Annotated in this window: 11 protein-coding genes; 7 read left to right on the top strand and 4 right to left on the bottom strand. The window is 60.6% G+C overall.

Translation table 11 applies throughout. The features are described from left to right. Window positions 1-132: 132 nt before the first annotated feature. The 7 genes from H6851_15220 (at window position 133) to H6851_15190 (ending at window position 7,656) form a co-directional block, all read left to right on the top strand. Complete coding sequence (locus tag H6851_15220; GenBank protein ID MCB9944956.1) at window positions 133-573, top strand: VOC family protein; 441 nt, start codon at window positions 133-135, stop codon at window positions 571-573. A 126-nt stretch (window positions 574-699) separates the two neighbouring features. Next, on the top strand, window positions 700-1,548 hold the full coding sequence (locus H6851_15215; protein MCB9944955.1) for a carbon-nitrogen hydrolase family protein: 849 nt from the start codon (window positions 700-702) through the stop codon (window positions 1,546-1,548). A gap of 145 nt (window positions 1,549-1,693) precedes the next feature. After that, window positions 1,694-2,572 (top strand): bifunctional methylenetetrahydrofolate dehydrogenase/methenyltetrahydrofolate cyclohydrolase, encoded by an 879-nt coding sequence (locus tag H6851_15210; protein MCB9944954.1) that lies wholly within the window; start codon window positions 1,694-1,696, stop codon window positions 2,570-2,572. 8 nt (window positions 2,573-2,580) lie between these two features. Further along, entirely contained in the window at window positions 2,581-3,831 is a 1,251-nt protein-coding gene (locus H6851_15205) for a sarcosine oxidase subunit beta family protein (protein ID MCB9944953.1), read from the top strand. A gap of 12 nt (window positions 3,832-3,843) precedes the next feature. Further along, window positions 3,844-4,116: a sarcosine oxidase subunit delta gene (locus tag H6851_15200; GenBank protein MCB9944952.1), complete on the top strand. Its 273-nt coding sequence runs from the start codon at window positions 3,844-3,846 to the stop codon at window positions 4,114-4,116. Then, a complete protein-coding gene (locus H6851_15195) occupies window positions 4,113-7,082 on the top strand; it encodes a sarcosine oxidase subunit alpha family protein (GenBank protein ID MCB9944951.1) in 2,970 nt (989 codons plus the stop codon). Before H6851_15200 ends, H6851_15195 begins: the two co-directional genes overlap by 4 nt. After that, a complete protein-coding gene (locus tag H6851_15190) occupies window positions 7,075-7,656 on the top strand; it encodes a hypothetical protein (GenBank protein MCB9944950.1) in 582 nt (193 codons plus the stop codon). Before H6851_15195 ends, H6851_15190 begins: the two co-directional genes overlap by 8 nt. Window positions 7,657-7,669: 13 nt before the next feature. On the opposite strand, the gene H6851_15185 is transcribed toward H6851_15190, so the two are convergent. Genes H6851_15185 through H6851_15170 form a run of 4 tightly spaced genes read right to left on the bottom strand, consistent with a single transcriptional unit; the run spans window position 7,670 to window position 11,945 of the window. Next, the gene (locus tag H6851_15185) at window positions 7,670-8,254 is read right to left on the bottom strand and encodes a uracil-DNA glycosylase family protein (protein ID MCB9944949.1); all 585 of its coding nucleotides are present in this window, start codon (window positions 8,252-8,254) and stop codon (window positions 7,670-7,672) included. 1 nt (window position 8,255) lies between these two features. After that, entirely contained in the window at window positions 8,256-8,963 is a 708-nt protein-coding gene (locus tag H6851_15180; protein MCB9944948.1) for a biotin--[acetyl-CoA-carboxylase] ligase, read from the bottom strand. Beyond that, a complete protein-coding gene (gene nuoN, locus H6851_15175) occupies window positions 8,960-10,411 on the bottom strand; it encodes an NADH-quinone oxidoreductase subunit NuoN (protein ID MCB9944947.1) in 1,452 nt (483 codons plus the stop codon). Before nuoN ends, H6851_15180 begins: the two co-directional genes overlap by 4 nt. 7 nt (window positions 10,412-10,418) lie before the next feature. Further along, the gene (locus H6851_15170; protein MCB9944946.1) at window positions 10,419-11,945 is read right to left on the bottom strand and encodes an NADH-quinone oxidoreductase subunit M; all 1,527 of its coding nucleotides are present in this window, start codon (window positions 11,943-11,945) and stop codon (window positions 10,419-10,421) included. Window positions 11,946-11,948 lie beyond the last annotated feature (3 nt).

Here is an 11,948-nt window from a genome sequence, read left to right as displayed (position 1 = left end):
CACTGTCGATGGTTGCAGCCGCTTGTTCCCCGGCTGATAACCGTCGACGAAGGTCGGAAGGTTGTCGGACTGTAGCTTTTCACCGGGTAGTTTGAGGCGCGGAATGACAGTCATGCCATGAGGAGGTCATTGATGGAGCAGCGCGTCACACTCATTACTCTCGGTGTCCGCGACCTTGACCGGAGCACCGCATTTTTCGAAAGGCTCGGATGGAAGCGTTCGGTCCGACAGGCGCATGGCATCTCTTTCTTCCAGTGTGGTTCAATTGCATTGGGGTTGTTTCCCCACGATGAACTGGTCAGAGACTGTGGACTGGATGCCGGCGTCGAGGAAATGGCGGCGACTGCCCGGCGCGGTATTTCCATTGCGCATAACGGGCGCAGCCGCGAGGACGTCGACCGGATCATGGCGGAAGCCGAAGCTGCCGGCGCTACCATTGTCAAGACGCCCCGAAATCTCGACTGGGGCGGGTATGGCGGCTATTTCACGGATATCGACGGGCATTTGTGGGAGGTCGCCTGGAATCCCGGCTTTCCGCTGGACAATGAGGGTGCGGTCAGCCTGCCCGACTGAAGCAGAAGCTGCGGGCAAGGAGCCCGCCAGGTGAGCGCCGCTGGGGCAGCCGCCTTTCGGGCCTTGGTCGCCGGGGAGACTTCCCTTATCCTCTCTTTACAGGTTTCGATATCCGGGGAGAGAGACATGACGACTATCAAAGTGGCCTGCATCCAGAATCATGCCACGCTCGACGAGCAGGCGACTGTGGCGTGGCTTGAGGAGCGGATCGGTGAGGTAGCGGCCGCCGGTGCCGAGCTTGTCACCTTTCCCGAATACGGGACGTGTTTCGGTCGCAAGGGGACCGGATACGAACTCGGCGCGCGCGACGAGGCTTCCCATCCGGTCCTGCGGCGGATGCAGGAGCTGGCGGCCGCATGCAACGTCTGGCTGCTGGGCGGCTCGCTGGCGATCGACACGCCGGACGGGCGAATCAACAACCGCTCGTTCATGATAGGGCCGGATGGTTCGATTGCCGCGCGTTACAACAAGATCCACCTGTTCGATGTCGACCTGGCGGGCAAGGAAAGCTATCGCGAGAGCGACGCGGTGTCGCCGGGCGACCGTGCAGTCGTGGCGGATATCGGCAAGGCGAGGGTGGGCATGACCATCTGCTACGATATCCGCTTTCCCGGACTGTACAGGACCCTGGCGAAGGCTGGTGCCCATATCCTGACCATTCCGGCAGCGTTCACGCGCAAGACGGGCAGCGCACACTGGCATGTGCTGGCCCGTTCACGGGCCATCGAGACCGGCTGCTTCGTGCTGGCCAACGGCCAGTGCGGCGAGGATGACGAGGGCAAGCTGCAGCGCTACGGTCATTCGCTGATCGTCGCCCCGTGGGGAGAGGTGCTGGCGGATGCGGGACCGGAACCGGGTGTCATCTCGGCAGAACTCGATCTGGCGAAGGTCGCCGAGGCGCGCAGGATGGTGCCGGCGCTGAAGCATGACCGCGATTACACGCTCGATGCCGGGGTGCCGCTGGCTGCCGAGTGAGGATATCTCCCGACCGGCGACGCTGAATTTGTGACAAAGGTGCCGTTTTGGGCAAAGTCATCCTTGTGTTCGCGGGCCTATGGGATCACTGACGGGCGTGGACAGCGCGAGTGGATGGTCTGCGGGCAAGCGAAGGGAGCGGCGCATGACGGCACGGGTGATCGACGGCAAGGCCATGGCGGCGGAGCTGCGCGGGGAACTGGTCGGGCAGGTGGCGGGCATGACGGTGAAGCCGGCCTTGCGGGTGATCATCGTCGGCGACAATCCGGCGAGCCGGGCCTATGTTCGCACCAAAACGAAGAATGCTGCCGAAGTGGGAATGGATGGCGGCCTGATCGAGATGCCGGTGGAGACCGACACGCAGCAATTGCTCGACCGCATAGGACAGCTCAACGCCGATCCAGCCGTGCACGGGATCCTTGTCCAACTACCGCTACCGCCACAGATCGACGAGGCGGTGGTGCTGGATGCTATCGATGCGAAGAAGGATGTCGATGGGTTTCATCCGCTGAATGTGGGCAAGCTGTTTTCGGCCGGACGCTCGATTCCGGACGACCTGCTGGTGCCGTGTACACCCTATGGCTGTCTCCATATGTTGAAAAAGTCGCTGGGGGATGATGGTCTTGCGGGCCGGAAGGCTGTCATTCTTGGAAGGTCCAACATCGTAGGCAAACCGATGGCGGCCTTGTTGCTGTCGGCCGATTGTACCGTGACCATCGCGCATTCCCGCACGCGTGACCTTCCCGAAGTCGCACGCAGTGCGGAGATCCTCGTCGCCGCCGTCGGTCGGGCGGAGATGGTGCGTGGCGAATGGGTCAGGCCAGGTGCCACCGTCATCGATGTCGGAATCAACAGGGTGAGCGGTGTCTACGGCAAAAGCCACCTCGTCGGCGATGTGCATTACCCGTCGGCGAGCGAGGTGGCGGGCGCGATCACGCCGGTCCCCGGCGGCGTCGGCCCGATGACGGTGGCCTGTCTGCTGCGCAATACCCTGGTTGCCGCACGCGGTCTCGGAGCGTCGTGACAGCCGCCATGCGCTACTCGATCTTCCAGCTCGCACGACAGGCGCTGACAGGCCATGAAAACTGGCCGAGGGTGTGGCGCGAGCCCGACCCGCGACCTGCCTACGATGTCATCATCATCGGGGGCGGCGGGCATGGTCTCGCGACGGCCTTCTATCTCGCCAGAGAGCACGGCATCACCAATGTTGCCGTGCTGGAGAAAAGCTATATCGGTTCGGGGAATATCGGTCGCAATACCACCATCATCCGCTCCAATTACGGCCTTCCGCCGAATACCCGTTTCTACGAGAAGTCGTTGCAACTCTATGAACAGCTTGAGAGCGAGACGAACTTCAATTCGATGATAAGCCAGCGGGGTGTGCTCAACCTGTTCCATAGCGATGGCCAGCGTGATGCGTTCGCCCGGCGTGGCAACACCATGCGGCTTTGCGGTGTCGACGCGGAACTTCTCGGTCCGGCGGAAGTCAAGCGTCTGGTACCGATCCTCGATTTCGACAATGCCCGTTTCCCCATCAAGGGGGGATTGTTCCAGCCGCGTGGAGGTACCGGCCGGCATGATGCCGTTGCCTGGGGATTTGCCCGAGGTGCAGACCAGTGCGGTGTGGATATTATCCAGAATTGTGAGGTAACCGGCATCCTCATCGAGGGCGGCCGCACGGTAGGCGTGCAAACCAGTCGCGGCCGCATCGATGCAAGGAAGATAGGCATCGCCGTGGCAGGCTATACCTCGCAATTGGCGCAGATGGCCGGTATCGAACTGCCGGTCGAGAGCCATGTGCTGCAAGCCTACGTATCCGAAGGTGTGAAGCCGCTGATCGATACCGTCGTCACCTTCGGTGCCGGTCATTTCTACATCAGCCAGTCGGACAAGGGCGGGTTGGTCTATGGCGGTGATCTCGACGGCTACAATTCATTCGCCCAAAGGGGAAATCTGCCAGTCATGCAGGATGTCATGGCCGGCGCGATGGCGATCATGCCCGGCGTCGGACGCCTGCGCCTGTTGCGGCAGTGGGGAGGCATCATGGACATGACCATGGATGGCAGCCCGTTCATCTGCAGGACGCCCATCGATGGCCTCTATCTCAATGGCGGCTGGTGCTACGGAGGTTTCAAGGCGGCTCCGGGTTCGGGCTGGTGCTTTGCCCACACCATCGCCCGCGACGAGCCGCATCCACTCAACGCAGCCTTCACCATCGAGCGTTTCCGGCAAGGGCGCATGATCGACGAGAAGGGGGTCGGACCGAACCCCTGGATCCAGTAGGGAGAATTCCGTTTGCATCAGATCCGCTGTCCCTGGTGCGGTGTCCGCGACGAGGCCGAATTCCAGTACAAGGGCGACGCGACGAAGCGCCGGCCGGCGGACGGTGCCGGCGAGGCGGCGTTCTTCGATTACGTCTATCAGCGCCGCAATCCCAAGGGCTGGCATGTGGAATGGTGGCATCACGTCACTGGCTGCCGGCGGTTCGTGAAGGTGGTGCGGCACACCGTCACTCATCGTATCCATGTCACCGGCTGGCCCGATGACGATCTTGAGGTGCCGGAATGACCGGGCAGCCCTTCCGCCTGCTCCATGGCGGCCGGATCGATCGCGGCCGTCGGATACGCTTCCGCTTCGATGGCGAGGTGTATTATGGACATCCCGGCGACACCCTCGCCTCGGCATTGCTCGCCAATGGCGTGAGACTGGTCGGGCGAAGTTTCAAATATCACCGGCCGCGTGGGATTTTCTCTTCCGGCTCGGAGGAGCCCAATGCACTCGTCGAACTGCGCGACGGTGCCCGTCGCGAACCCAATACCCGCGCCACGACCGTGGAACTGTTCGAGGGACTCGAGGCGCGGAGCCAGAACCGCTTCCCTTCGCTGAGGTTCGACCTGCTGGCGGTCAACCAGCTTCTGGCCCCGCTGTTTGTCGGCGGCTTCTACTACAAGACGTTCATGTGGCCAGCCTCGTTCTGGGAACCGGTCTATGAAAAACTGATACGCAGCGCGGCAGGACTCGGACGGGCGGCGCCCATGGCCGATCCGGATCGTTATGCGCATGGTCACCTGCATTGCGATGTCCTTGTCGTGGGTGCGGGGCCGGCCGGTCTGATGGCCGCCCGCGAAGCGGCACGATCCGGTGCAAGGACTGTTCTGGTCGATGAACAGGCCGAATTCGGTGGCGCTATCCTGCGCGAGCGCTCCGATATCGACGGACAACCCGGCGCCGCGTGGCTCGAAGGCGTCCTGCGCGAGCTGGCTGCCGCGCCCGAACTGCGAATGTTCAGGCGGACAACGGCATTCGGCTATTATGACCATAACGTGATCGGTGCCATCGAGCGGGTAAGCGACCACAAGGCCATTCCGGAGACCGGCGAGCCACGGCAATGCCTGTGGACAATCCGCGCAAGACAGGTCGTCCTGGCCACCGGTGCCATCGAGCGCGCCTATATCTTCGGCGACAACGACCGGCCAGGTATCATGCTGGCCGGTGCCGTACGCGCTTATGTCAATCGCTACGGCGTCGCGCCGGGCAGGCGGACGGTCGTCGCCACCTGTCATGACGATGCCTATCGTACCGCATTCGACCTGCAGGATGCCGGCGGTGACATTGCTGGCATTGTTGATGCCCGCGACGAGCCCGGAGCAATCGGCGAAACGGCGCGGGAACGCGGAATAGCGGTCTGGCACGGGTCTGTCGTCAGCCGTGCCCATGGCAGCCGGAGCCTGCAAGCGATCGAGATCCAGGGGGCCTACAAGATGCCGGTGGCCTGCGATCTTCTTGCTATTTCAAGCGGATGGAACCCCGTTGTTCATCTCGCATCGCAATCTGGTGCGAAACCGGTCTGGCACGATGCATTGCAGGCATTTGTCCCTGGCAAGCCTGTCCAGTCCGAACGGTCCGCGGGATCGGCACGCGGCATCATGGACCTCGATGCCTGTCTGGCCGATGGCATCATGGCCGGGCGAGCTGCATCCGGGGCCGCCGGATTTGAAGGTGATGGATTACATCAGGAAAAATCTCCATCCATCAGTGTAACAACGAGTATCGTGCCATTATTTCATGTAGAAGGTGAAGGGAAGGCATTTGTCGATCTGCAGAACGACGTGACGGTTGCCGACATCAGGATCGCCGAGCGCGAGGGGTATCGCTCCGTCGAGCACGTCAAGCGCTATACTACGCTGGGTATGGCGACTGATCAGGGAAAGACATCGAATATCAATGGCATGTTGATCCTTGCGGAAGCAAGAAATGAGGAAATGCCCGAGATCGGCACGACGACGTTTCGCCCTCCCTTCACGCCGGTGGCCATCGGGGCGTTCGCCGGTCATGAGCGCGGCATGGCCTTCAAGCCGGTCCGGCGAACGGCACTGCATCGCTGGCATGAACGTAACGGAGCTGTTTTTATCGAGACAGGACAATGGCTTCGAGCGCAATATTATGGTCATGGATCAGGAGATGATGTCATGACTGCCTGCGCGCGGGAGGCCAGCGCGGTCCGACGCTCGGTAGGGCTGTGCGACGTGTCGACTCTCGGCAAGATCGAGCTTTTCGGTCTGGATGCAGCTAAGTTCCTGGATCACCTTTATATCAACGGGTTCTCGAAGCTCGCGGTCGGACGGGCACGCTACGGGATCATGTTGCGTGAAGATGGCCACGTCTTCGACGATGGAACAATATCCAGGCTGGGAGACCATCACTATCTGATCACGACCACGACGGCGAATGCCGCGGCGGTGCTGGCCCATATGGAGTATTGCCAACAGTGCGTATGGCCGGAACTGGATGTTGCATTCTGTTCGGCCACCGAGCAATGGTGTGCGATCGCCGTTGCCGGGCCGAAGGCTCGCGAGGTGGTGACCACTGTGGTCGATGGCGGTGATGTCACCAACAGGACATTACCCTATATGGGAGTGATGTGTGCCAACTCAGGCGGATACCCGATCCGCTTGTTCCGCATCAGCTTCTCCGGTGAGCTCGGCTACGAGATCCATATCGGCTGGCGCCATGGCGAAGCGATGTGGCAACGACTGATGGATGCCGGCAGACCTTTCAATATCGTGCCCTATGGCACCGAGGCCCTGGCGGTCATGAGGATCGAAAAGGGTCATGTCGCAGGCAATGAGCTCGACGGGCGGACCACGGCCGCCGATCTCGGGCTCGAACGCATGCAGAGTTCGGTCAAATCCTTCATCGGGCAGGCGATGGCGACACGCGATGGCATGATCGATCCAGCGCGTCCGCGCCTTGTCGGGTTGCGTCCTGTCGACAAGGACAAGCAGCTTCGCGGTGGGGCGCATCTGGTCAAGGATCCATTAACGGCCACGGCCGAGGACAGCCTGGGGTGGGTCAGTTCGGCCCATTGGAGCCCGCATGTGGGCTCGTGGATCGCATTGGGCTTCGTGCGTGGCGGGCACGAACGGCGTGGCCAGACGCTCGTTGCCACTTATCCTTTGAAGGACGAGGTTGTCGAGGTGGAGATTGTCGACCCGTGTTTCATCGATCCGCAAGGGGAGCGCCTGCGTGTCTGAAACTTATGCGCTCGATCGCCGTATCGGCGAAAGCTATGGTCGCGAGCCTGCCGGGATCACCATCGTCGAGCGGCGTGGTCTCGGCTTCGTGCAGATCATGGCTGCAAGAGGAAAGGCCGGTGCCGTTGCGCAGGCACTCGGCCTGGGAAGTGTCCGGGCCGGCCATGCCGCAACCATGGCCGACGGGGCAACGGCATTGCCACTGGCGCCAGGGCAATGGCTGGTTATCGGCAAGGATATTGGTGTTGATGAAATCACCCGATGCTTGAGTCATCGCGGTCAAGCCATCGGATATGCCAGCGATCAAAGTCATGGTCGCACTGTTCTGCGTCTCTCCGGGACGAATGTCAGATCCGTGATGGAAAAAGGCTGCCGGCTCGACCTGCACCCGCGCATCGCCGGAGCGAGCTTCTGCGCACAGACGGTCATCGCCCAGATCGGAGTGCTGCTGCATCAGGTCGATGATGGCCCCACCTTCGATCTGATCCTCTATCCGGGACTGGCCGAAAGCCTGCTGGACTGGCTGGTCGACGCCTCTCTCGAATATGGCTATCGATTGGCGGCAGCCTGCTGAAGGAATGGCCCCATCAGGGGCCGAGCAGAGCGCCGACGCGACCTTTCATGTATGGAATGAGTTCGTCATCCATCCATGGATTGCGCTTGAACCAGGCGATATTGCGCGGGCTGGGGTGCGGTAGCGGCAGGTAGGGCGATGGAGCATCGCGCCAGTTGCGGACGCTGTCGGTGAGTGTCTGTTTCTTCTCGCTCTTGAGATAGTAGTGGATGGCATATGAACCCACGAGCAGGATAAGCTCAAGGTTCGGCAAATGTGCCATGACTCGACCATGCCATAATGGCGCACATTCCGGTCGGGGCGGAAGATCGCCCGACTGGCCTTTTCCGGGATAGCAGAAACCCATGGGCATGATGGCAACCCGACTCTCATCGTAGAACGTCTCGCGATCAAGCCCCATCCACAAACGAAGACGATCTCCGGAGGCGTCATTCCACGGGATGCCACTGGCATGCACCTTGGTACCGGGCGCTTGTCCGATCAAGAGAATTCGGGCCGAAGTCTGGGCACGAATGATCGGGCGCGGCCCGAGAGGCAGATATTTCTCACAATGCCGGCAGGCGCGGATGTCTTCGAGCAGTGTTGTCAGGTCGTCCATGTCACAATGGCCAGAGCAGTTCGCCCGCATTGTACTGTTCAATGCGTCCCTCTCTCTCGACGGTAATCGATCCGTCGCAGGAAAGGGCAAGAAATCTGCCACTGTGGATCTCATCGCCAAGACGGACACGAATGAGTCCGCCGATACCTTCGGCCCGGTCGATCCAGCGATCGCGAAGGGCACGAAAACCTTCGTTCGACCAGATGGCATAGTTGGGCGAGAAGCGGTGCAGGAAGGCTTCGACCAGCATATCGCCATTCAGGTCGACACCATGGGCCGAAAGCGAGGTGGCCGGATAGGGCGTATCGGTCGGTGCCGAAACAATGTTGACCCCCATGCCGACGGTCAGCGCCCCGCCTTCCATCTCCAGCAGGATACCGGCCACCTTGGCCCCGCCGATCAGAACGTCATTCGGCCATTTCAATCGGGCCGGATCGCCGATTGCCTCGGCCAGCGACAGTGCCACGGCCAGAGACAGCGTAGCAGGATGGCTGCCATGCGACGGGCGGGGCCGCAGAAGTAACGAACAGTACAGATTGCCCGACGGACTGGTCCATGAGCGGCCCTGGCGACCACGCCCGCAGCGCTGGGCGGTGGCTGTCACCATCAGGCCTTCCGGTTCACCACCTGCGGCCCGCATGGCAATGATGTCATTGGTGCTGTCGACTTCGCCGTGTCGCTCGATCCGGAACGGATGAGGAAGCTTCACCGGACAATCGCGGTCGCCGCTGCCTGGGCCGCCTGCAACAACCCACCCGGCATGAAGATGAACCCCAAAAGGAGAATGGCGGTCAAACCGCTTACAAGGCGAACCTCAAAGGCCGGGTAGCTGTCGAACGGCTCAGCTGCCTCGTCAAAATACATGATCTTGACAATTCGCAGGTAGTAATAGGCACCCACCACCGAGGTGAGAACACCGATTATCGCCAGGATTGTCAGACCGGCATCTATTGCCGCCATGAACACATAGAGCTTGCCGAAAAAGCCGGCAAGCGGGGGAATGCCGGCCAACGAGAACATGAAAATTGCCAAGGCTGCGGCAAACAGCGGTTGACGCTTCGACAGGCCGGCCAGATCGGCAATCGTCTCGACATAACGGCCCTGACGGCGCATCATCAGGATACAACCGAACGTTCCAATCGCCGTGACCATGTATATGGCCATGTAGACAATGACACCGTAGACACCTTTTTCCGTACCGGAAGCAAGGCCGACCAGGGCATAGCCCACGTGACTGATGCCCGAATAGGCCATAAGGCGCTTGAAGTTGGATTGTCCGATCGCCGCAAAGGCTCCCAGCCCCATGGACGCAACCGAGATGAAAACGATGATCTGCTGCCATTCCGCCGCTGCATCACCGAAGGCCTGCATCATCACGCGAAGGGCGAGGCCCATGGCGGCAAATTTCGGCGCCGAGGCGAAGAATGCGGTCACGGGCGTGGGAGCGCCTTCATAGACATCCGGCGTCCACATGTGGAATGGCACGGCACCAAGCTTGAACACAATGCCCGCCACGAGGAAGACAAGGCCGACCAGAATGCCGATCGACAGTCCGCCGGTGCCATCCGTCGCAATGCGGGCAGCGAGTTCGTTGAAATTGAGCGTTCCGGTGAAACCGTAGATCATGGAACAGCCGTAAAGCAGCATGCCCGAGGCCAGTGCACCGAGGACAAAATATTTAAGTCCCGCTTCGGTGGAGCGAAGATTGTCCCGGTTATAGGCGGCAAGCACGTAGAGTGGCAGACTTTGCAGTTCGAGGGCCATGTACAGGGCGAGCAGGCTGTTGGCCGAGACCATCATGCACATGCCAAGGGCGGAGAACATCGCCAGCAAGGGAAATTCAAAGCGGTTGATCTTCTGTTCACTGAGGAAATTCTGCGCCAGCAGGATCGTTGCGGCCGTGCCCAGAAGAATGAACAGCTTCATGAAGGCGGCGAAGTCATCGAAGATGAAATGACTGCTGAATGCGGTGACATCGCGGGTCGCGCCCAGACCAAGCATGGCAGTGAAGACGAGAACCAGCAGGGCCATGGGTGTAACCACCCGCGCCGCGTCTTTCTCTCGAAAGGCTCCGACGACCATCAATACCAGAATGGAGATGAAAAGGACGATCTCCTGCAGGGCCGCCTGGAGATTGAGCACGGGAGCTTCGATCATGGTCGCCTCAGCGGAGATCTTCGATGAGTGAAAAGGCCGTCGTCTCGGTTGTCGTGGACGACTGGGTGACCTGCGTCACCAGATTGTCCACCGATGCAGCCATCGGGTCGAGGAACAGCGACGGGTAGATGCCCATCAACAGCGTGAGAATGACAAGCGGAGCGAACGCCACCACCTCGTTCATTCTCAAATCCTTGATATGCTTGAGATTTTCCTTCGTCAGTGCGCCGAATACCACGCGCCTGTAGAGCCACAGCATGTAGGTTGCACTGAGGATGAGACTGGTGGCGGCGAAGGTCGCAACCCAGGTGGACTGCTGGAACACACCGACGATCACCATCAGTTCACCCGGAAAACCGGCTGTCCCGGGCAGGCCCACCGATGCCATCATGAACAGCATGAAGAAGACCGCATAGGCGGGCATGCGTTCGGCGAGGCCGCCATAAACCTCGATCTCGCGACTGTGAATCCGGTCATAGATGACACCGACGATCATGAAGAGTGCGCCGGAGACGATACCATGCGAGAGCATCTGGAAGATTGCTCCCGAAATCCCCTGCGCATTCGGGGTAAAGACCCCGATGGTGACGATCCCCATGTGCGCCACCGAGGAATAGGCGATGAGCTTCTTCATGTCCTTTTGCGCCAGCGCCACCAGCGAGGTGTAGATGATGGCGACGATGGACAGGGTGAAGATGAACGGGGCGAAATAGGCGGATGCATCGGGAAGTATGGGCAGGGAGAAGCGCAGGAAGCCGTAGCCGCCAAGCTTCAACAGCACACCCGCCAGCAACACCGACCCCGCCGTCGGTGCCTCGACATGTGCATCGGGCAGCCAGGTATGCACCGGCCACATCGGCACCTTCACCGCAAACGACGCAAACATGGCCAGCCACAGCCAGTACTGCAGGTTCTCAGCGATGTCCGTCTGCATCAGCGTCGGAATGTCCGTCGTTCCGGCCTGCAGGTAGAGAGCGAGGATCGCCAGCAGGAAAAGCACCGAACCCAGCAGCGTATAAAGGAAGAACTTGAACGAAGCGTAGATGCGTCGCGGGCCACCCCAGACACCGATGATGAGATACATCGGGATCAGGATGCCTTCGAAGAAGATGTAGAACAACACCAGGTCGAGGGCACAGAACGTACCGACCATGAGCGTGTCCATGACGAGGAACGCCACCATGTATTCACGCACGCGGGAATGGACCGAGTGCCAAGAACCGATGATGCAGACCATGGTGAGGAGCGTCGAGAGCAGGACGAACCAGAGCGAGATGCCGTCGACGCCCATCTTGTAGTTGATCTCGAAGCCCTTGAGCCAGGGAGCCTGTTCGACCATCTGGAAGCCGGCCTGACTGTTGTCGAAATTCCCCCATATCAGCAAGGACAGGAGAAAGGTGACAAGCGAGGTCCATAGCGCCACCGAGCGGGCATTCTGTGCGACGACCTCTTCTTCACCACGAATGAACATGATGAAGACGGCACCGACGAGCGGCAGGAAGGTGATGAGGGAGAGAAGCGGCCAGTCGCTCATCGG

It is taken from the genome of Geminicoccaceae bacterium (assembly GCA_020638465.1).
Taxonomy (GTDB): Bacteria; Pseudomonadota; Alphaproteobacteria; order Geminicoccales; family Geminicoccaceae; genus JAGREO01.
The sequence above is the reverse complement of the archived record's forward strand: the minus strand, read 5'-3'. Positions and strand labels throughout refer to the sequence as shown.

Bases quoted from the DNA above. Each gene is read 5' to 3' on its own strand.
- H6851_15220 (MCB9944956.1), top strand. From the start codon at position 133: ATGGAGCAGCGCGTCACACTCATTACTCTCGGTGTCCGCGACCTTGAC.
- H6851_15215 (MCB9944955.1), top strand. From the start codon at position 700: ATGACGACTATCAAAGTGGCCTGCATCCAGAATCATGCCACGCTCGAC.
- H6851_15210 (MCB9944954.1), top strand. From the start codon at position 1,694: ATGACGGCACGGGTGATCGACGGCAAGGCCATGGCGGCGGAGCTGCGC.
- H6851_15205 (MCB9944953.1), top strand. From the start codon at position 2,581: ATGCGCTACTCGATCTTCCAGCTCGCACGACAGGCGCTGACAGGCCAT.
- H6851_15195 (MCB9944951.1), top strand. From the start codon at position 4,113: ATGACCGGGCAGCCCTTCCGCCTGCTCCATGGCGGCCGGATCGATCGC.
- H6851_15185 (MCB9944949.1), bottom strand. From the start codon at position 8,254: ATGGACGACCTGACAACACTGCTCGAAGACATCCGCGCCTGCCGGCAT.
- nuoN (MCB9944947.1), bottom strand. From the start codon at position 10,411: ATGATCGAAGCTCCCGTGCTCAATCTCCAGGCGGCCCTGCAGGAGATC.
- H6851_15170 (MCB9944946.1), bottom strand. From the start codon at position 11,945: ATGAGCGACTGGCCGCTTCTCTCCCTCATCACCTTCCTGCCGCTCGTC.